Source organism: Micromonospora sp. DT62, from assembly GCF_049847285.1.
Lineage (GTDB): Bacteria > Actinomycetota > Actinomycetes > Mycobacteriales > Micromonosporaceae > Micromonospora > Micromonospora reichwaldensis.
Genome location: NZ_JBNCOB010000012.1, coordinates 1 through 17,952, shown reverse-complemented (window position 1 = coordinate 17,952; position 17,952 = coordinate 1). Strand labels below are relative to the sequence as shown.

Annotated in this window: 18 protein-coding genes and 1 pseudogene; 9 read left to right on the top strand and 10 right to left on the bottom strand. The window is 75.2% G+C overall.

The genetic code is table 11. The features are described from left to right. Positions 1-175 precede the first annotated feature (175 nt). The 6 genes and pseudogenes from ACPXCB_RS18005 to ACPXCB_RS17980 all read left to right on the top strand — a co-directional run. Positions 176-1,588 (top strand): annotated as a pseudogene (locus ACPXCB_RS18005) (hypothetical protein); the annotation flags it as partial. Positions 1,589-1,626: 38 nt separating this feature from the next. Further along, positions 1,627-2,601 carry an alpha/beta fold hydrolase gene (locus ACPXCB_RS18000; RefSeq protein WP_425876802.1) on the top strand — a complete coding sequence of 325 codons (975 nt, stop codon included), beginning with the start codon at positions 1,627-1,629 and terminating at the stop codon, positions 2,599-2,601. A 5-nt stretch (positions 2,602-2,606) separates the two neighbouring features. Beyond that, positions 2,607-3,557 (top strand): DUF3152 domain-containing protein, encoded by a 951-nt coding sequence (locus tag ACPXCB_RS17995; protein ID WP_425876800.1) that lies wholly within the window; start codon positions 2,607-2,609, stop codon positions 3,555-3,557. A 240-nt stretch (positions 3,558-3,797) separates the two neighbouring features. Continuing rightward, positions 3,798-4,523, top strand: a complete 726-nt coding sequence (locus tag ACPXCB_RS17990) for a DUF3152 domain-containing protein (protein WP_425876798.1) — start codon at positions 3,798-3,800, stop codon at positions 4,521-4,523. A 41-nt stretch (positions 4,524-4,564) separates the two neighbouring features. After that, a complete protein-coding gene (moeZ, locus tag ACPXCB_RS17985; protein WP_425876796.1) occupies positions 4,565-5,815 on the top strand; it encodes an adenylyltransferase/sulfurtransferase MoeZ in 1,251 nt (416 codons plus the stop codon). A 100-nt stretch (positions 5,816-5,915) separates the two neighbouring features. After that, positions 5,916-6,737 (top strand): squalene--hopene cyclase, encoded by an 822-nt coding sequence (locus ACPXCB_RS17980; RefSeq protein ID WP_425876794.1) that lies wholly within the window; start codon positions 5,916-5,918, stop codon positions 6,735-6,737. A gap of 17 nt (positions 6,738-6,754) precedes the next feature. Here ACPXCB_RS17980 and ACPXCB_RS17975 read toward each other — a convergent pair whose 3' ends face one another. From ACPXCB_RS17975 to proB, 8 genes are all read right to left on the bottom strand, one after another. Beyond that, positions 6,755-7,270 (bottom strand): SUKH-4 family immunity protein, encoded by a 516-nt coding sequence (locus ACPXCB_RS17975; protein WP_425876792.1) that lies wholly within the window; start codon positions 7,268-7,270, stop codon positions 6,755-6,757. Between the two features lie 81 nt (positions 7,271-7,351). Further along, on the bottom strand, positions 7,352-7,972 hold the full coding sequence (locus ACPXCB_RS17970; protein ID WP_425876790.1) for a hypothetical protein: 621 nt from the start codon (positions 7,970-7,972) through the stop codon (positions 7,352-7,354). Further along, positions 7,969-8,586 (bottom strand): hypothetical protein, encoded by a 618-nt coding sequence (locus ACPXCB_RS17965; protein ID WP_132230858.1) that lies wholly within the window; start codon positions 8,584-8,586, stop codon positions 7,969-7,971. The genes ACPXCB_RS17970 and ACPXCB_RS17965 overlap by 4 nt, the downstream gene beginning before the upstream one ends. Then, positions 8,579-9,073: a hypothetical protein gene (locus tag ACPXCB_RS17960; RefSeq protein ID WP_311413102.1), complete on the bottom strand. Its 495-nt coding sequence runs from the start codon at positions 9,071-9,073 to the stop codon at positions 8,579-8,581. The genes ACPXCB_RS17965 and ACPXCB_RS17960 overlap by 8 nt, the downstream gene beginning before the upstream one ends. A gap of 92 nt (positions 9,074-9,165) precedes the next feature. Then, positions 9,166-9,492, bottom strand: coding sequence for a hypothetical protein (locus tag ACPXCB_RS17955; RefSeq protein WP_425876788.1), 327 nt, complete (start codon positions 9,490-9,492; stop codon positions 9,166-9,168). A 2-nt stretch (positions 9,493-9,494) separates the two neighbouring features. Continuing rightward, positions 9,495-9,893 carry a YbaB/EbfC family nucleoid-associated protein gene (locus ACPXCB_RS17950; protein ID WP_425876786.1) on the bottom strand — a complete coding sequence of 133 codons (399 nt, stop codon included), beginning with the start codon at positions 9,891-9,893 and terminating at the stop codon, positions 9,495-9,497. Between the two features lie 112 nt (positions 9,894-10,005). Next, positions 10,006-11,250 (bottom strand): glutamate-5-semialdehyde dehydrogenase, encoded by a 1,245-nt coding sequence (locus ACPXCB_RS17945; RefSeq protein WP_425876784.1) that lies wholly within the window; start codon positions 11,248-11,250, stop codon positions 10,006-10,008. An 11-nt stretch (positions 11,251-11,261) separates the two neighbouring features. Then, positions 11,262-12,419: a glutamate 5-kinase gene (gene proB / locus ACPXCB_RS17940; RefSeq protein ID WP_425876782.1), complete on the bottom strand. Its 1,158-nt coding sequence runs from the start codon at positions 12,417-12,419 to the stop codon at positions 11,262-11,264. A gap of 13 nt (positions 12,420-12,432) precedes the next feature. Here proB and ACPXCB_RS17935 point away from each other — a divergent pair, with 13 nt between their 5' ends. From ACPXCB_RS17935 to ACPXCB_RS17925, 3 genes are read left to right on the top strand one after another with little or no spacing between them, the layout of a single operon-like run. Then, positions 12,433-12,744 carry an MGMT family protein gene (locus ACPXCB_RS17935; protein WP_132230864.1) on the top strand — a complete coding sequence of 104 codons (312 nt, stop codon included), beginning with the start codon at positions 12,433-12,435 and terminating at the stop codon, positions 12,742-12,744. 32 nt (positions 12,745-12,776) lie between these two features. Then, positions 12,777-14,267, top strand: coding sequence for an MFS transporter (locus ACPXCB_RS17930; RefSeq protein ID WP_425876780.1), 1,491 nt, complete (start codon positions 12,777-12,779; stop codon positions 14,265-14,267). 27 nt (positions 14,268-14,294) lie between these two features. Next, on the top strand, positions 14,295-15,887 hold the full coding sequence (locus tag ACPXCB_RS17925; RefSeq protein WP_425876778.1) for a pyridoxal phosphate-dependent decarboxylase family protein: 1,593 nt from the start codon (positions 14,295-14,297) through the stop codon (positions 15,885-15,887). A 40-nt stretch (positions 15,888-15,927) separates the two neighbouring features. Here ACPXCB_RS17925 and ACPXCB_RS17920 read toward each other — a convergent pair whose 3' ends face one another. Continuing rightward, positions 15,928-17,121, bottom strand: a complete 1,194-nt coding sequence (locus ACPXCB_RS17920) for a hypothetical protein (RefSeq protein ID WP_425876776.1) — start codon at positions 17,119-17,121, stop codon at positions 15,928-15,930. Further along, positions 17,114-17,665 (bottom strand): SigE family RNA polymerase sigma factor, encoded by a 552-nt coding sequence (locus ACPXCB_RS17915; protein WP_425876931.1) that lies wholly within the window; start codon positions 17,663-17,665, stop codon positions 17,114-17,116. The genes ACPXCB_RS17920 and ACPXCB_RS17915 overlap by 8 nt, the downstream gene beginning before the upstream one ends. Between the last annotated feature and the right edge of the window lie 287 nt (positions 17,666-17,952).

The following is a 17,952-nucleotide window of genomic DNA, read 5'->3' as shown; positions in this document are numbered from 1 at the left end:
GTACGAGCGACCGTCCGCCCCCGCCGACCGGCGCACGGGGCCCGAGGCCGAACCGCCGGCCCCGACCGATCGACCGGCCTGGGCGTCAGGCGGGTCGGCCCCCACGCCGGCGGGCGCTCCCCCGCTCGCGTACGCCCCGGAAACCGCCGCCGCGGCGGCCCGCGCCGAGGAGACCCCGGACCGGGTCACCCGGCCGTTCCGGCTCCGGCCGGAGAGCGCGGAGCCAGCCCCGAGGCCGCCGGGCGGCCCGCAGACCGCCGCCGGGCCCGTCGCCGAGGCCGCCACCAGCGGGTTCGGGCGGCGTGAGCGCACCCCGTCGGGGCCCGCCCCGACGAGTGCGCCCCCCTACGCGGCCCGCCGGTCCGCACCCGAGCTGGCCCCGCCGACCGCCGCCGACCCGGCGCCGGACCCCGCATCGGCGGTGTTGCCGCAGCGCGTCCCCGCCGAGCCGGACGTGCCCGTCGTGCCGGAGCCGCCAGCCGTGGAGCCACCCGCCGAGACCCCCGAACTCGCCCGCATCGCCACCCATCTGCGCCGCGAGGACGAGCCCGCCCCGCCGCAGGAGCGTCCGGAGGGCTTCGACGTCAACGCCATCCTCGACGCCGTCCGTGGCGTGGCCGGTGTCCGCGACGCGGCGCTGCGCCGTACCCCGGCCGGCGCGCACAGCCTGCGGCTCGACCTCGCCGACGGGGCCGACCCGGCCGAGGTGAGTCGGCAGGTCGCCCGCCTGCTCCAGGACCGGATGGGGCTGGCCGCCGCGCCGCAGAACCTGCCGGGCATGCCGGCGGCACCCGCGCCGCCGGTGCGCCGCCGGTCGGCGGAGCCGCGCGGCGCCAACCCCAGGTCGGCGGGTGTCGCGGCACGCCCCGCCGAGCCGTCCTCCGCCGAGTCCCGGGTGCCCGGCGCCAGGGTGACCGGCGGCCCGTCGGAGGCCGCGGCGACCCGGGCCGAACAGCGTCCCGAGGCGGCGCCCGAGACCCCGCGCCGGCGCCGGCAGCCCGTCGCCCCGCACCGGGGCCGGGCCACGGTGGAGGAGCCCGGCTCGGTCTCCGCCGCCCCGGCCGGGACCCCGGCCGGTGCCCCGGCGACCGTCGGTACGTCGTACTCCGGTGGGCAGGTGACGACGACGGAGACCGCGCCGTCCCGGCCGCTGGACACCGGCGGCGCGGTGGGCCCCCGGGTGGTGATCGACCACGTCCAGGTGAGCACCTTCGGGCTCGACGCCACCGTGGAGGTACGCCTGCTCGCCGGCGGGGAGAGCGCCGCCGGCTACTCGACCGGGCCGGCCGTCGACGGGTACGTGCTGCGGCTCTGCGCGGTGGCCGCGGCGGCGGCGGTGGACGAGCTGCTGCGCGGCGGCGAGCCCGGCCCCGACGCCGGCCCCGACCGTGGGCGCTGCTTCGTCGAGCACGCCGCCGTGGTGCCCTTCGGCAACTGCGACGTGGCCACGGTCGTGGTGCTGCTGGTCTGCGACGGCTGGGTGGAGCAGCTCGTCGGCTCCGCGCTGGTCGCCGGTGACCCCCGGCAGGCGGTCGTCCGGGCCACCCTGGCCGCGGTCAACCGCCGGATCGAGGCGCTGCTGGCCTGAGCGCTGCCGGTCGTTGCGGCCCCGGGCAGACTGGAGTCATGAAGCGCGCCACCCTCCGGCCGGACCACCTCCTTCCCGAGCACTCCGTCCCACCGCCCTGGCCGGGGCGGGAGGTACGCCTCGACGGCACGGTGACGTACGTCCGGGACACGCCGGCGACCACGCCCGGCGCGGAGCCGGCGCTCTACGTGCACGGGCTCGGCGGTTCGTCGCAGAACTGGACCGACCTGGCGTACCTGCTCGCCGACCACCTCGACGGGCAGGCCATCGACCTGCCGGGGTTCGGCCGCAGTGAGCCGGGCCGCCGGTACACCGTCCCGTCCTTCGCCGACCGGGTGATCCGCTGGATCGAGTACTCCGGCCGGGGGCCGGTGCACCTGTTCGGCAACTCGCTGGGCGGGGCGGTCTCGGTGCAGGTGGCGGCGGTACGGCCGGACCTGGTCCGGAGCCTGACCCTGATCTCGCCGGCGCTGCCGTTCCTGGACTTCCGGCGCTCGTTGCAGGGCCGGATGCTGCCGCTGCTGGCGATCCCCCGGGGCGAGCGCCTGGCCGCCTGGCGGCTGGCCCAGATCGCGCCCGAGGTGATGGCCCAGCAGGTGATGGAGTCCTGCGTGGCCGACCTCACCCGGATCTGCGACCAGCGCCGGGAGGAGGCGCTGGAGGAGATCCGGGTGCGGCACGAGGCCGCGCACTACGCCGCCGCGTACGTCCGGACGTTCCGGGGACTGGTCTCCAGCTTCCTGCGGTCGTACCTGCCGGGGTCGGGGTCGCTGTGGCGGCTCGCCGCGACGGTCGAGGCGCCCACCCTGGTCGTCGGCGGGCGGGCCGACCGGCTGGTGGACGTGCGGGTGGCCCCGCAGACGGCCCGCGTCGTCCCGGACAGCCGGCTGCTGATGCTCGAGGGGGTCGGCCACGTGGCGCAACTGGAGGTGCCGCGCCTGGTGGCCCGGGCCGTGCTGGGCCTGCTCACCGAGACGGGGGACACGCTCAGGCGGTCCGACATGGCAGGCTGACCGGGATGCCCCCTGCCCGTCACCCCACCCCGACCCGTCGTGCCCCGGCTCCCGTCGAGGGCCGCCGTCGCGCCCAGGCCACGTCGCCCCCACGGGACGGCGGCGTGGACCTGACCCGCCCACGGCACCGCCGTCCGGAGCGTCGGCGGCGCCTCACGGGGCTGGTGGCGCTGGTGCTCGCCGTCGGCGCGGCGGTGGCGGTGCTCGCCGACCGGCGGGGCGCCGACGTCGGGGCGGAGGTGCTCACCGCCGAGGAACTGGCTCCCGCGCCGATGTTCGCGCCGGGGGCCGCCTCGCCGCTGCCGTCGGCGCCGGCCGCGACGCCGTCGGCCGTCGAGCCACCGCCGGCCGTGCTCCGGCTGCCCGGGCCGGTGCCGTCGGCGGGCCGGGGCAGCTTCGGCTACGACGACCGGGTGGGCCCGGTGCTGGGTGACGCGGGCACGCTGCGCCGCTACCGGGTCGCCGTGGAGTCGGGCGCCGGCGAGGACGCGGGCGAGTTCGCCGCCGCCGTCGAGCGGGCGCTCGCCGGGCCGGGGAGCTGGGTCGACGGCGCGCTGCGGTTGCAGCAGGTACGCGCCGCCTCCCGGCACGACTTCACGGTCTACCTCGCCACGGCCAGGACGGCGGGCCGGCTGTGTGCCGCCGGAGGGGTGGACATCCGGGTGGGCGGGAAGCCCTACACGTCGTGCCGGGCGCCCGGCAAGGTGATCATCAACCTGGAGCGCTGGCGGCTCTCGGTGCCGCACTTCGTGAGCGCGAAGGTGCCGCTGTCGGTCTACCGGACGTACGTGGTGAACCACGAGGTCGGGCACCAGTTGGGGCACCGGCACGAGCGCTGCCCCGGCAGGGGCCGGGTGGCGCCGGTGATGATGCAGCAGACGCTCTTCCTGAACGGCTGTGTCGCCAATCCCTGGCCGTACCGGGACGGCCGCCGGTACGCGGGCCCGCGGCGCTGACCGGCGGCGATCGGGCGTCGGGCGCCAGCCGGGGGGACCGGCGGAATTCACCCGTGGGGGGATGAGCGAGGTTCGCGTTTTTCGCGGCGTAATGCCCGATTGGTGTGCGACGCTCGGTCCATGACGTCGTCGTCCCCTTCCGACCCGCCCGGCCCGGCACGCCGCCAGACGTCGACCCGGCCGCCGTCACCTCGGCCGACGCGCTGGTGGCGACCGCCGGCCCCGCTCCGGAACCGCCGGGTGGTGGTGCTCGGCGTCACCCTCCTGCTCGCGGCGACCGCCGCCGTGACGCTGACCCGGGCCGGCGACCGCACGCCCGTGCCGACCACGGGCGACGGGAACCGCACGTCGTACGCGGCGGGGGCGGACGAGCGGGCACGGCCGCCCGCCTACCCCCGCACGGGTACGGGCGACTTCACCACCGCGCCCGGCGACTCCCCGCTGCGGGGCACCGACGGGCCGCTCCGGTACTACCGGGTAGCCGTGGAGCAGGGCACCGACCAGGACGTCGCCGCCTTCGCCGCCACCGTGGACGAGGTGCTGGGCGACGCCCGCAGCTGGATCGCCTCGGAGGCGCTGCGGCTGCGGCGGGTGGCGGAGGCGGACGACGCCGACTTCACCGTCTACCTCGCCACCCCGGAGACCTCGGAGCGGATGTGCGCCGAGGGTGGGCTGAGCACCGAGGGCTACACCTCCTGCCGGCTCCCCGGGCAGGTGATCATCAACCTGGCGCGCTGGCTGGAGGCGGTCCCCGACTACGGCGCGCCGCTGGAGATCTACCGCGCCTACGTGGTCAACCACGAGGTGGGCCACGAACTCGGCGAGGAACACCAGGCCTGCCCGGCGCCCGGCGACCCGGCGCCGGTGATGCAGCAGCAGACGTACGGCCTGGACGGCTGCGTCGCCAACGCCTGGCCGTACGTCGACGGCTCGCGCTACGACGGTGAGCTCGTTCCCGGCATCTGAGTTATTCCCCTTCCCGCAGTTCGGGCGACGTGTCGCTCCTCATGGCCGATCGAGGGCGGTGCGAGCGACAATGGGCCGGTTCGCCTTCAGCCGATCCCGGGGAGTCCACCGTGTCGTTGCCCCCGCTCGTCGAGCCCGCCGCCGAGCTGACCGTTGACGAGATCCGCCGCTACTCGCGCCACCTGATCATCCCGGACGTCGGGGTCGAGGGGCAGAAGCGGCTGAAGAACGCCCGGGTGCTCTGTGTCGGCGCCGGCGGTCTCGGCTCGCCGGCCCTGATGTACCTCGCTGCCGCCGGGGTCGGCACGCTCGGCATCATCGACTTCGACACCGTCGACGAGTCCAACCTCCAGCGCCAGATCATCCACGGCGTGTCGGACGTCGGCCGCTCCAAGGCCGAGTCGGCCGCGGCCTCGATCCGCGAGATCAACCCCCTGGTCAACGTGGAGATCCACAACACGGCGCTGGACCGGGAGAACGTGCGGGACATCTTCTCCCGCTACGACCTGATCGTCGACGGCACCGACAACTTCGCCACCCGCTACATGGTCAACGACGCGGCGGTGCTGCTCGGCAAGCCGTACGTCTGGGGGTCGATCTACCGCTTCGACGGCCAGGCGTCGGTGTTCTGGGCCGAGCACGGCCCCTGCTACCGCTGCCTCTACCCGGAGCCCCCGCCGCCCGGCATGGTCCCCTCCTGCGCCGAGGGCGGCGTGCTCGGCGTGCTCTGCGCGTCGATCGGCTCCATCCAGGTCAACGAGGCGATCAAGCTGCTCGCCGGCATCGGGGAGCCGCTGGTCGGCCGGCTGATGGTCTACGACGCCCTGGAGATGAGCTACCGCAAGATCAAGGTCCGCAAGGACCCGAACTGCGTGCTCTGCGGCGAGAACCCCACGGTCACCGACCTGCTGGAGGACTACGAGGACTTCTGCGGCGCGGTGTCGGTGGAGGCCCAGGAGGCGGTGGTCGACGCGACCATCACCGCGCTGGAGCTCAAGGAGTGGCAGGACGCGGGCAAGGACGTCTTCCTCGTCGACGTCCGCGAGCCGGCCGAGTACGAGATCGTCCGGATCCCCGGCGCGACACTGATCCCCAAGGGCGAGATCATCTCGGGCGAGGCGCTCGCCAAGCTGCCGCAGGACCGGCAGATCGTGCTGCACTGCAAGTCCGGGGTCCGCTCGGCGGAGGCGCTCGCCGCGCTCAAGGCGGCCGGCTTCCGCGACGCGGTGCACGTGCAGGGCGGCGTGCTCTCCTGGATCAAGCAGATCGACCCGTCGCTGCCGGCGTACTGACCCGCGCGGTCGGTCGAGGTCGCGGCGGGCCGTCCCGACCCCTGCGACCTCGGCCGATTCGCCGAGGCGCGATCACGTTTGCGCAGGTAGCGTTGCCGCCGTGGTCGACATCGATGCGGCGGTCGGGTTCGTCGTGGCACACGGGGACGCGGTGGACCGCGCCCGGCTGTCCCGGCTGCGCACCGGCGCGCCGCCACCTCCCGGACTGCTCGACGACGCCGAGGTCGGCCAGGCACCCGACGGCGGCTGGCCGGCGACGCTGGGCGGGGCAGTCTCCTCTGTGGACGCCACCTGCTTCCGCCTGTCCGAGCTGGACGATCTCGGCGCGCTTGGTCGTCCGGCCGCCCGCCGGGCCCTGGACTGGCTGGCCGCCCGGCAGTCGCCCGACGGCGGCTGGGAGGAGGACCCGGCGCTGGCCGACGTGGCCCCCGAGTGGGCCCGACCGGGCGACCCCGAGGCGGGGTTCCACCTCACCGCGAACGCCGGGTTCTGGCTGACCGTCGCCGGCCTGGACGCGCGGGCGGCCGGGCCGCTCGACCACCGGGTCGGCGGCGCGTACGCGGGCGTCGTGCACGCCGCCGCCCAGTCGCTCGTCGCCCGGCTGCGCCCGGACGGCAGTTGGCCGTCCTTCCTGCCCGCCGGCTGGCTGAGCGCGGCGGTCCTGCACCGGCAGGAGATGTTCCACGAGGCGGCGCGGATCCAGGTGATCCTCGCCGAGCGGGTGCCGGAGCTGTCCCCGGGCGACGTGGCCTGGCTGGCCGCGACGCTGCGCCGCGTCGGCATCGACGGACAGGACTGGCTGCTGGGGCGGGCGCGGCGGCGGCTGGCCGAGACCCAGCGCAGCGACGGCGGGTGGGAGAGCGACGACGGGCCCCAGTTCGACGTGCACACCACGCTGAGCGCGATCCGGGCCTGCCGCTGAGGCTCCACCCGCCAGCCTCACTTGAGCTGGCTGATCACCAGCGGCCACCAGGCGTCCGGGGCGAACGCGGCGCGGTCGATGCTCTCCAGGACGGTACGCAGCGTCTCGGCCCGCTCGGCCCGGCCCGGCTTGCCCTCGTCGGCCTCCACGAAGAGCGCGAACTGGTAGAGGAACTCGACGAAGGTGCGGAAGGTGCTGTTGACGGCCTGGATGTCCTGCTGCTCCAGGTCGAACTGGAGGATCTCGCCGGTCCCCGGGTCGAGCACGTAGAGCAGCTCCGGGTTGTCGGCGACCGCGCCGACCACGATCAGCCGGATGTCCAGGGAGCTGTCCTCGGTGCTCAGCTGGATCGTGTCGAACAGCTCGATGTCGCCTTCGAGGAACGCGGTGTAGACGACCGCCACGTCGAGCGGGATCTCGTCGCCGGCGGGCAGCAGGTCGGGGTCGAATCCCCCCTCCAGCCACGCCTCGCGCGGGTACGGGATGAGCTCGTCCTCGTTCCACAGTGAGCGGAACCGGGGGTCAGCGGCCATCGGTGGTCCTTTGCGTCTCGGGTGTGGAGGGTGCGCGGGCGCCGCAGGTGGCGGGGCCGGGACGCCGGGTGCGCAGCGGCGTCAGGACGCCAGGCCGGCGGCGATCAGCAGGCGCCGCCAGTTGTCGGCGTACTCGCCGGCGTGCCGGCCCTTGCGGAGCCGCTGGTCCCGGACGCCGGGCCCGAGGACGACGGCGACCAGCTCCGGGTAGCCGGGACCGAGCACGTGCTCGTCGAAGAACGTGGCCACGTCGGGCGCGACGACGGTGAACTCCACGTCCTCGTCGGGGTGCTCGTACTGGAAGACGTAGTCGTCGGGCTCCATCCAGTAGACGTCGAGATCCTCGGTGTCGAGGCGGATCGGCGCCCCCGCCCCGATTTCGCCGCGCAGCCGGGGCGGGATGCTGTGCACCTCGTGGCCGACCACGAGCGGGCTGCCCATCGGGTCGTCCTCGTCCACCGTGCGGGCCGCCCAGGCCGCCGGGCTGCGGATCTCCTCGGGCGGGTCGAACCGGAAGTTGTCGCCGGCCAGCCGGCCGAACAGACCGTAGACCTCGGCCACGCCGGGCAGGTCGGGGATCGGCTCCAGCGGGGTCGGCTCGCCGATGACCACGCCGAAGCCGTGCTCGGCCTCCAGGCGCCGCAGCAGCGCGAGCTTCTCCCGGATCCGGTCCAGCCGCGCCGGGTCCCGGGGGGCGGTCACGGGATCACCTTCACGATGACCGGGGTGCCCTCGGGAACGTCCCGCAGCGCGACGGAGATGTCGCTGCCGAGCTGGCGATTCGTCCAGGCGTCCATCGGCCTGAGGTTATCGTATGTGTCCGTTCCGTCCAGTTGCAGCTCCTGGATGTGGTCGGGGTCGTAGCCCTGTCCCCGGGCGGTGATCGGCCCCTTGCCCGCGTAGAGGCGCTCGACCACGTTCTTGTTGGCCAGGTACTTGTTCGTCTCCGGGGTGCCCATGTCCTGGGTGAGGCGGCCGTCCTTGGTGAGGCTGCGGATCATCCGGTCCCGGTAGACGTTCGTACGGGTGCGGCGCTTGCCGGTGGAGGGGTCGTAGACCTTGTTGCTGTCCCGGTCCGACGGCGCCTTCTTCAGCGCCCCGTCCTGGCCGAGCCGTTGCAGGTCGCGGGCCTTGCGGTCGAAGTCCCGCCGGTCGAAGTCCGGCCGGTTCTTCAGCACCAGCACCGCCGGGCCCTTCGGCTTCGTGCCGGCCGACTTGGCGGTGCGGAAGACGTCGGCGTTCTCCAGGTAGGCCGAGACGACGCGGGCGCCCTTGGCCTGCGTCTGCCGGGGCGGGCTGGTCCGCTTCCTAGCCATTGAGCACCGTCTCCACGGCCATGCCGATGAGCTGGTCGATGATGAGACCGGTGATCATCTTGAAGATCGGGATCTGGAGGAGGGACGCCCCGAAGGTGACCGCCGCCGTCACGATGGCCTGCGCGATCTGGATCGCCAGCAGGGCCAGTTGGATGATCACCTGGATCTTCAGGGCCAGCACCACGCCCGCCGCGACCATCAGCCCGACGCCGATGACGGTGGCCGGGCGGGCGACGTCGGCGATGTTGCGCGCGGCCGACTCGCCGTCGTTCCACTCGCCCGCGAAGGCGGTGAAGCTCTCGCCCCGGTTGTTGTCGAGCACCGTCCGCGCCGCCGCCTCCAGCTGCGCGACCGATCCGGAGATCTGGCCGGCCATGCCGGTCCACTCCCCGGCGAGCTGGAAGATCGCTGTCTCGTCCGACTGTGGCCACTCGTAGCCGAGCATCGAGAGCAGGGAGGCGAGCTCACCCGGGAGCGTCAGTCCCACCGCGACTCCTTTCGTGGATCGGGCGACTCAGCCAGCAGGGCGAGCCGAGGGCGGGCGGCTCAGCCACCCGGGGCGGAGCCGGGGCCGGCGGTTCAGGCACCCAGCGAGCCGAGGATCGAGCGGAAGGACGCGGCCGCGTTCTCCTCGGCGGCGCGGTAGCCGTCGGCCATCCCGCGCAGCCCGTCGACGTAGCTCTCCAGCTCGGTGATGTTGGTGCCGAGGCACTCGGCCAGCGCGTCCACGCACGCCTGGTGGGCGACGCCGAGCAAGGACCCGATGTCGTCGCCGCCGAAGGCCGCGGCGTAGCCGCCGGCCGCCGCCTGGAAGCCCTCGAAGACCTGGCGGACGGACTCCTTGGCCTGTTCCAGCTCGTCCGCGCCGCGACCCAGCGCGTCGAGGTCGACGTCGAGGCTCTCCACGCTCAGCTCCCGTGCAGTTTCCGCATTGTCTCGCTGACGGCCTGGCTGATCTCCCGCATCTGCCGCAGGCCCTGGTCCTGGAGGCGTTCGATGGTGGCGGTCATCGCGGCGAGGTCGGGCATCGGTTCGGTGGCGGCGACCCCGTCGTCCTGGCCGTCGAGCGCGGCGTTGACCGCCTGGCGCAGCTCGGCGGCGAGATGTTCCGAGCCCTCCCGGAGCACCCGGGGGTCGATGTCGACGGCGCTCACCCGGCCGTCGGTGCCGAGCGTGACCCGGATGCGGCCCTCGGCGGCCTCGGCCACCGACTCCACCCGCTCCCGGGGCGCGGCGCCGCCGCCCACCTCGCGCAGCGCTGCCCGCGCCTGTGCCAGTTGCTGTTCCAGGGCACTCTCGCCCAGCATGCCGCCTCCCCAAGACAAGCCGTGCCGAACCCGACCCAGACTAGCGGTCACCCGCAATCCGGCGGTGGCCCCGCCCACGGCCGTCCGGGCACTCGCGAGCGTCGGCGATGGTTCAGCCGCGCAGGTGGCCGTCCCCGGTCACCACGTACTTGGTGGAGGTCAGCTCGGGCAGGCCCATCGGGCCGCGGGCGTGCAGCTTCTGGGTGGAGATGCCGATCTCGGCGCCGAAGCCGAACTCGCCGCCGTCGGTGAACCGGGTCGAGGCGTTGACCATCACGGCCGCCGCGTCCACCCGCGCCACGAACTCCCGGGCGGCGGTGGTCGAGTCGGTGACGATCGCCTCGGTGTGCCCGGTGCCGTACCGCCGGATGTGCGCGACCGCCGCGTCGAGCGAGTCGACGACGGCGACCGCGATGTCGGCGGAGAGGTACTCGGTGGCGAAGTCGGAGTCGGTGGCCGGCCGCACGGCGGCCGAGTGGGCGGCGACCCGCTCGTCGCCGTGCACCGTGACGCCGGCCTCGGCGAAGGCGGCCAGCACCGACGGCAGGAAGGCGTCGGCGACCGCCGCGTGCACGAGCAGCGACTCGGCGGTGTTGCAGGTGGAGAGCCGCTGGGTCTTCGCGTTCAGCACGATGGCGACGGCCTTCGACAGGTCGGCGGCGGCGTCGACGTAGACGTGGCAGTTGCCCACGCCGGTCTCGATGACCGGCACGGTGGACTCCTCGACCACCGTGCGGATCAGGGACGCGCCGCCGCGCGGGATCAGCACGTCGACCAGGCCCCGGGCGCGCATCAGCTCCTTGACCGAGTCGCGGCTGCTGGCGTCGAGCAGCTGCACCGCGTCCGCCGGCAGGCCGGCGTCGGCCACCGCGTCGCGCAGCACGGCGACCAGGGCGGCGTTGGAGTGGGCCGCCGACGAGGAGCCGCGCAGCAGCGCCGCGTTGCCGGACTTCAGGCAGATGCCGGCGGCGTCGACCGTCACGTTCGGCCGCGCCTCGTAGATGATGCCGACCACGCCGAACGGCACCCGGATCTGGCGCAGCTCCAGCCCGTTGGGCAGGGTCGAGCCCCGGACCACCTCGCCCACCGGGTCCGGCAGCGCGGCCATCTGCCGCAGCGCGTCGGCGATGCCGGCCACCCGCCCCGCGTCGAGGGCCAGCCGGTCCAGCACGGCCGCGCTCAGCCCGGCCTCGCGCCCGGCCGCCAGGTCCGTCGCGTTCGCGGCGAGGATCTCCGGCGTACGCGCCACCAGCGTGTCGGCCATCGCCACCAGCGCGGCGTCCTTCGCCGTACGCGTGGCGACGGCCAGCGCCTCCGCCGCCGTACGCGCCCGCCGGGCCTGTTCGCTCACGCTCATCGCCGCACTCCTCACAGCAGTACGAGGTCGTCGCGGTGGACGACCTCCCGTTCGTACGCCGGGCCGAGCGCCGCGGCGAGTTCCGTGGTCGACCGGCCGAGCAGCCCGGGCAGCTCGACCGCGTCGTAGTTGACCAGTCCCCGGGCGACCGGCGCGCCCTCGACGTCCACCAGGTCGACCGGGTCGCCCGCGGTGAACGCCCCGTCCACGGCCGTGATCCCGGCGGGCAGCAGCGACTTGCGGCGGCCCACCACCGCCGCGACCGCACCCGGGTCGAGGTGCAGCCGCCCCCGGGGAGTGGTGGCGTGGGCCAGCCAGAAGAGCCGGGCCGTCGGGCGGCGGCGGCTCGGGTGGAACAGGGTGCCGACGGGCTCGCCGGCCAGCACGGGGGCGGCCAGCGGCGCGGCGGTCAGCACCACCGGGATGCCGAAGCCGGTCGCGATCCGGGCCGCCTCCACCTTCGTCACCATGCCGCCGGTGCCCACGCCGGCCCGGCCGGCGCCGCCGATGTCGACCCCGGTCAGGTCCCGCTCGTCGTGCACCTCGCTGATCCGGCTGGAGCCCGGGCGGGTGGGGTCGCCGGTCCAGAGGGCGTCCACGTCGGAGAGGAGCACCAGCAGGTCGGCGTGGACCAGGGCGGCGACGAGGGCGGCCAGCCGGTCGTTGTCGCCGAAGCGGATCTCCTCGGTGGCGACCGTGTCGTTCTCGTTGACGATCGGCACCGCCCGCAGGTCGAGCAGCTTGCGCAGGGTGCGGTACGCGTTGCGGTAGTGCGCCCGCCGGGTCACGTCGTCGACGGTGAGCAGGACCTGCCCGACGGTCAGCCCGTGCCGGGCGAAGGCGGCCGCGTACCGGCCGATCAGCAGGCCCTGCCCGACGCTGGCGGCGGCCTGCTGGGTGGCCAGGTCGCGCGGGCGCCGGGACAGCCCCAGCGGTGCGAGGCCGGCGGCGATCGCGCCGGAGCTGACCAGCACGACCTCCCGGCCCTCGGCGGCGAGCGCGCCCAGGGTGCCGACGAGCGCGCCGACCCGCCCGTCGTCCAGCCCGCCTTCGGCGGTGGTCAACGAGGAGGATCCGATCTTGACGACGACCCGCCGGGCCGCCGTGACCATGTCACGCACCCGCCCATTCTGCGTGGTCGGTCCCCGCACGCCCGGTCGGCTTCTCATATCGTGGCCGGTCGTGAGACCTGACGAGTACGTCGAGGCGGTGCTGGAGCTCGTCGAGCGGATCCCGCCGGGCCGGGTGATGTCGTACGGGGCGGTGGCCGACGCGCTGGCCGAACGCTCGGGGCGGGCGTCGGCCCGGCTGGTCGGCTCGATCATGGCCCGGCACGGCGGGGGAGTGCCCTGGCACCGGGTCGTAAACGCGGCCGGCCGGCTGCCACCCGGGCACGAGCGGGAGGCGCGGGCCCGGCTGCGCGCCGAGGGGACGCCGCTGCGCGGCGACGGGGTGGACATGCGGGCGAGCTGGTCCCCCGAGGAGGGGATGTGACCCGTGCCATAACGTGAGTAACATTCGGCGTCATGGACGCGCCGCCGGGTGGAGCCGGCTCCCCGCCCGCCGCGCCGCCCGCCGGCCGAACGCCCGCCTCGCCGGCCGCCGCCGGCCCGGCGCCCGCCTCGGGCGTGCTGCCGCGCCGGGTGCACGCCGGTTATGCGCTCGGATCGCTGGCGACCGGCGCGTTCGGCACCGTGCCCGGCCTGCTCCTGCTGCCGTACCTGACCGACACCCTCGGCGTCGCGGCGGGCGCGGCGGCCCTGCTGGTGCTCCTGCCGAAGGCGTGGGACGTGCTGGTCAACCCGGTCGCCGGCCGGATCTCCGACCGCACCCGGTCGCGCTGGGGCGCCCGGCGGCCGTACCTGCTGGGCGCCGGGCTCGCCCTCGGCGTGCTCTTCGCCGCCATCTTCGCCGCGCCGTTCGGGGCCGGGCCGGCCGCCGGGGCGTACGTGGCGATCGCCTTCCTCGCCACCGCCACCGCGTTCGCCTTCTTCCAGGTGCCGTACGTGGCGATGCCGGCGGAGCTGACCGGCGACTACGCCGAACGTACCCGGCTGATGAGCTGGCGGATCGCCGTGCTGGCGCTGGCCATCCTGGTCTCCGGCGCGGTGGCCCCGCTGGTGCGCGACGCCGGTGGCGGAGGCGTCCCGGGGCACCGCTGGATGGGGCTCTTCGTCGCCGGGCTGATCGTGCTCGGCGCGCTCGGCGCGTTCCTCGGCACCCGGTCCGCGCCCGGCGGCACGGTGGGGGAGAGCGAGCCGACGCTGCGCGCCCAGCTCGCCGTCGCCGCCCGCAACCGACCGTTCCGGGCGCTGCTGGTCTGCTTCGTGGTGCAGTCCGCCGGGGTGGCCACCGTCCTCGCCGGCGTCAACTACTTCGCCGACCAGATCCTGCGCGATCCCAAGGGCGGGCCGACCGTCCTGTTCGCCTGCTTCGTCGGGCCGGCGCTGCTGGTGATGCCGCTCTGGACCCGGATCGGGGCGCGGGTCGGCAAGCTCGCCGCGCTGGTCGCCGCCTCGCTGATCTTCGCGGTGGGCGCGCTGGCTCTGGTCGCCGCCCCGGTGCTGCCCCCGCTCGGGGTCTACCTGCTGGTCGCGCTGATCGGCGTCGGCTACGCCGGGCAGCAGGTGTTCGCCCTCGCCATGCTCCCGGACTGCATCGCGTACGACACGGCGCGCACCGGCCGACGGCAGGCCGGCGTCTTCACCGGGCTCTGGACGGCCGGGGAGACCTTCGGGCTGGCCCTCGGGCCGGGCATCTTCGGCCTGGTGCTCCAGCTCAGCGGCTACGTCTCCTCCGACACGGGCACGGCGGCCACCCAGTCCGGCACCGCCCGCCTCGGCATCCTGCTCGGCTTCACGGTCCTCCCCGCCCTCCTGGTCGGCCTGGCCGTCCTGGCCCTCCGCCCCTACGACCTGACCCCGGCCCGCCTGACCGCCGCCGAAGCCACCCCACCCCCGCACCCCCGCACCCACCCCGCCGATCATGCGGTTGTGGTGGGGGAGGAAAGCCGCTGACCCCCACGGAAAGGGCACCACGACTCCATGATCGACGAGGGAACCGAGCGGCGGGCGCTGCCCGGGAACGGGCTGCCCGCCGAACAGGTGCTGGCGGAGGTGCGGGCGTTACGCGGCGCCGACCGGCCGACGCACGGGGGGCGGCTGTTCGCGTACGTCTACGACCCGGCGGTGCCGGGGCTGGACGAGCTGGCCGCCGCCGCGTACGCCGGCAGCGCCCACGTCAACGGGCTCGACCCGACCGCCTTCCCGTCGCTGCTGGCGATGGAGAACGCGCTGGTCGGCGCTGCCGCCCGGCTGCTCGGCGGTGGCCCCGGCAGCGCCGCGCCGGACGTCGTCGGCAGCGTCACCAGCGGCGGCACCGAGTCGCTGATCCTGGCCGTCAAGGCCGCCCGGGACGCCCACCCGGAGATCGGGGCGCCCCGGATCGTGGTGCCGGCCAGCGCGCACGCCGCGTTCGCCAAGGCGGCGCACTACCTGCGGGTCGCCGTGGACACGGTGCCCGTGTCGGCGTCGACGCTGCGGCCGGCCGCCGCCGACGTGGCCGCCGCCATCGGCCCGGAGACCGTGCTGGTGGCCTGCTCCGCCCCCTCGTACGCGCACGGCGTCGTCGACCCGGTCGCCGCGATCGCCGAAGCTGCTGCCGCCGCTGGGGTGCGCTGCCACGTGGACGCGTGCTTCGGGGGCTGGACCCTGCCGTACCTGCGCCGCCTCGGGGCGGACGTGCCGCCGTTCGACTTCGCGCTCGCGGGGGTCACCTCGATCTCGGTGGACCTGCACAAGTACGCGTACGCCCCGAAGGGCGTGTCGGTGCTGCTGCACCGCGACCCGGCGCTGCGCGCCCCGCAGTACTTCGCGTACGCGGACTGGCCCGGCTACACGATGGTCAACCCCGTCATCGCCTCCACCCGCTCCGGCGGACCGATCGCCGCCGCGTACGCCACCCTGCGGCACCTCGGCGACGACGGGTACCTGCGGCTCGCAGCGGCCACCCGGGACGCCGTCGCCGGCCTGGCCGACGCCGTCCGCGCGGTCGACGGGCTGCGGCTGATGGCCGAGCCGGAGTCGACAGTCGTCTGCTTCACCGCCACCGATGCGGGCCTCGACCTCTTCGTCCTGGTCGACGAGCTGGCCGCCCGCGGCTGGCACACCCAGCCCCAGCTGTCGTACGCCGACCTGCCGCCGAGCGTGCACCTGACGGTGACCGCCGCGGTGGCGCCCCGGGTGGCGGAGTTCGGCCCGGACCTGGCCGACGCCGTGGCCGCCGCCCGGGCCGCCGGGCCGGTCGCGCTCCCGGCCGAGTTGCTCGCCCTCGCGACCACGCTCACCCCCGACGCGCTCACCCCCGACCTGGTCGCGGGCCTGGCCGCCGGCCTGGGCCTGACCGCCCCCGCCGACGCGCCCGGTCCAGGCCGCACCGCCGGTCCCGCGGATGCCACCGGCCCAGGCCGCTCCGCCGGTCCCGACGACGCCGCCGGTTCCGCAGACGCCGCCGGCACCGGTGGTTCGCCGGCGGGGCGGATGGCGGTGGTGAACACCCTGCTCGACGCCGCGCCGCCGGCGCTGCGGGAACGGCTGCTGGTGGAGTTCGTCGGCCTGCTGCAACGCCCCACGTGGTGAGCGGCGGCGTCCACCCCGCCGGGTGGACGCCGCCGCCGGATCACCTGTCCACCCGGACCGCGACGTGGTTGTCGCCGGGGGTCAGGTCCGGCCAGTAGCGGTGGTCGGCGCCGTAGTGGACCAGCCAGACCGACAGGCCCGTCTCAAGGCCCTCCGGCCCGAGGCGGAAGCGGAAGGTCCAGCTCCGGCGCTCCCCGGCCGGCACCCCCTCGGTCAGGCACGACGGCCACTCCGGCTGCCCGCGGGCCGGCTCGCACCGGTCCCAGTCGCCGCCGTCGGGCGTGCCGAAGGTCTCCAGGTTCCGGAAGGCGACGCGGTCCGCGTCGAGGGGCCCGCGGTTGATCACGGTCAACGTCACCGTGCCCTGCGACCGGCCGCGCTCGTCCGTCGAGCCGATGACGAACGGCCCGGCGGAGATCGCGAGGTCGGTGAGGCGGGAGTCCCGGCCCCAACTGGTCGGACCGCCGGTCTGAGCGAACCGCTCGCCGTCCCAGCCGTACGTCCGCCACTGCTGTCGCGCCCAGTACGCCGGGGTGCCGCAACAGGGTTGGATGTCGGCGACCTCGACGCGGACCTTCCCGTCGTCCAAGGCGACGGCGCGGACGTCCTCGAAGCCGCCGGTGCCCTTCTCGTGCGTCCGGGTCACCCGACCCAGCGTGACGATCCGCCCGGCTGAGTCCCGGTCGAAGCCCACCACCTGCTTCGCCGACGCCTCGCCGATGCGGCAGCCGAGCAGGGCCAGCGTCTCAGCGGCGCCGTCGGCGTCGACGTCACCGTGCGTGACGCTGATCAGGTACGGCCGGTCCACCTCTTTGGTGCTGGCCGGAAGCAGGGTGATCCGCGTGGTGTCGGCGCAGTTCCGGCCGGCCCACGCCGGCAGGTCGAGCGCTGCGGCGCGCAGTTGACTTCCGGTGATCCGGCCGTCCGGTGCCGCTGACGGCGACAGCGACGGCGACCGCGACGCGTCGGGTGAGGGCGCGGGCGTCGGTGAAGAGGTCGGTTCCGCCGTCGGTGTGGACGCGGGCGGTTCCGGGGGCGGGGCGTCCCGCAGCGCCGCGCCGGCGGCGATCGGGGCCGCCACCAGCGCGACGGCGACCGCCCCGGCCGCGACGGTGGCGCGGCGGCGGCGGCGCAGGGTGCGCCGGACCGCGTCCGGACCCGGACCGTCGATCCGGTCCGTCAGATCTCCGCGGTACGCCGCGAAGCGCGCCCGCAGCGGGTCCTGCTCAGGCATGACCAACCTCCTCCGGGTTCTCGTCGAGCAGGGTGGCCAGGACGGCGCGGCCCCGGTGCAACCACGACTTGACCGTTCCCTCAGCCACCCCTTCCTGCCCGGCGATCTGGGCGACGGACATGTCGGCCAGGTAGTGCAGCACGACGGCCCGCCGGTGGTTCGCCGGCAGCGCCGCGAGCGCCCTCTCGATCGCCACCCGGTCCGGTGTCGGTCCCGGGACCTGCGTCTCCACCCGCCGCTGTCGCAGCAGGTGACTGCGGGCGGTACGCAACCGGCGCCACCGGCTACGGGCGAGGTTCCAGGCCACCTGCCGGATCCAGGCCACCGGGTCGTCGTAGCGGGCCAGCCGGTCCCACCGGGCGAGCGCCCGGCAGAACGCCTCCTGCGCCAGGTCCTGCGCCTGGCCCAGGTCCCCCGTGTACGCGCAGAGCTGGGTGGTCACGCTTCGGAAGTGCGCGTGGTAGAAGTCGTCGAAGGCGAGCGTGGAGGCGTCCCCGCCGTCCCGCTCCTGAACCGCCGGTGGTTCATTCGCGCGGGCTCCCATCGTCACTGTCACTGCCCCTCCCCGTTGGCCACTCGTGGTGTCTGGCGCCGGTAACACCCGGTCGGAAGTCGGCGGGTTGCGGCCCGCGCCGTCGGGCATCCGACGGTGCGGGCCGTCACGCCACCTCGATCGTCGTCGATCCGGAAACGGCCCGTAACCGCCCGAACATGGACGTGGGGGGGGGGGGGGGGGGCGGCCCCCCCCCCCCCCCCACGACTCGGCCACGTCGGGCGCGATCCGGGTCAGCCGGCCCAGCGGCTGGGTGGCCAGCGCGCGCAGGGCGAGCA

What these genes read in the sequence shown, in the direction of transcription:
- ACPXCB_RS18000 (WP_425876802.1), top strand. Translation starts at nt 1,627, where the DNA reads ATGAAGCGCGCCACCCTCCGGCCGGACCACCTCCTTCCCGAGCACTCC.
- ACPXCB_RS17995 (WP_425876800.1), top strand. Translation starts at nt 2,607, where the DNA reads ATGCCCCCTGCCCGTCACCCCACCCCGACCCGTCGTGCCCCGGCTCCC.
- moeZ (WP_425876796.1), top strand. Translation starts at nt 4,565, where the DNA reads ATGGCCGATCGAGGGCGGTGCGAGCGACAATGGGCCGGTTCGCCTTCA.
- ACPXCB_RS17975 (WP_425876792.1), bottom strand. Translation starts at nt 7,270, where the DNA reads ATGGCCGCTGACCCCCGGTTCCGCTCACTGTGGAACGAGGACGAGCTC.
- ACPXCB_RS17965 (WP_132230858.1), bottom strand. Translation starts at nt 8,586, where the DNA reads ATGGCTAGGAAGCGGACCAGCCCGCCCCGGCAGACGCAGGCCAAGGGC.
- ACPXCB_RS17950 (WP_425876786.1), bottom strand. Translation starts at nt 9,893, where the DNA reads ATGCTGGGCGAGAGTGCCCTGGAACAGCAACTGGCACAGGCGCGGGCA.
- ACPXCB_RS17945 (WP_425876784.1), bottom strand. Translation starts at nt 11,250, where the DNA reads ATGAGCGTGAGCGAACAGGCCCGGCGGGCGCGTACGGCGGCGGAGGCG.
- proB (WP_425876782.1), bottom strand. Translation starts at nt 12,419, where the DNA reads ATGAGAAGCCGACCGGGCGTGCGGGGACCGACCACGCAGAATGGGCGG.
- ACPXCB_RS17930 (WP_425876780.1), top strand. Translation starts at nt 12,777, where the DNA reads ATGGACGCGCCGCCGGGTGGAGCCGGCTCCCCGCCCGCCGCGCCGCCC.
- ACPXCB_RS17925 (WP_425876778.1), top strand. Translation starts at nt 14,295, where the DNA reads ATGATCGACGAGGGAACCGAGCGGCGGGCGCTGCCCGGGAACGGGCTG.
- ACPXCB_RS17920 (WP_425876776.1), bottom strand. Translation starts at nt 17,121, where the DNA reads ATGCCTGAGCAGGACCCGCTGCGGGCGCGCTTCGCGGCGTACCGCGGA.
- ACPXCB_RS17915 (WP_425876931.1), bottom strand. Translation starts at nt 17,665, where the DNA reads ATGGGAGCCCGCGCGAATGAACCACCGGCGGTTCAGGAGCGGGACGGC.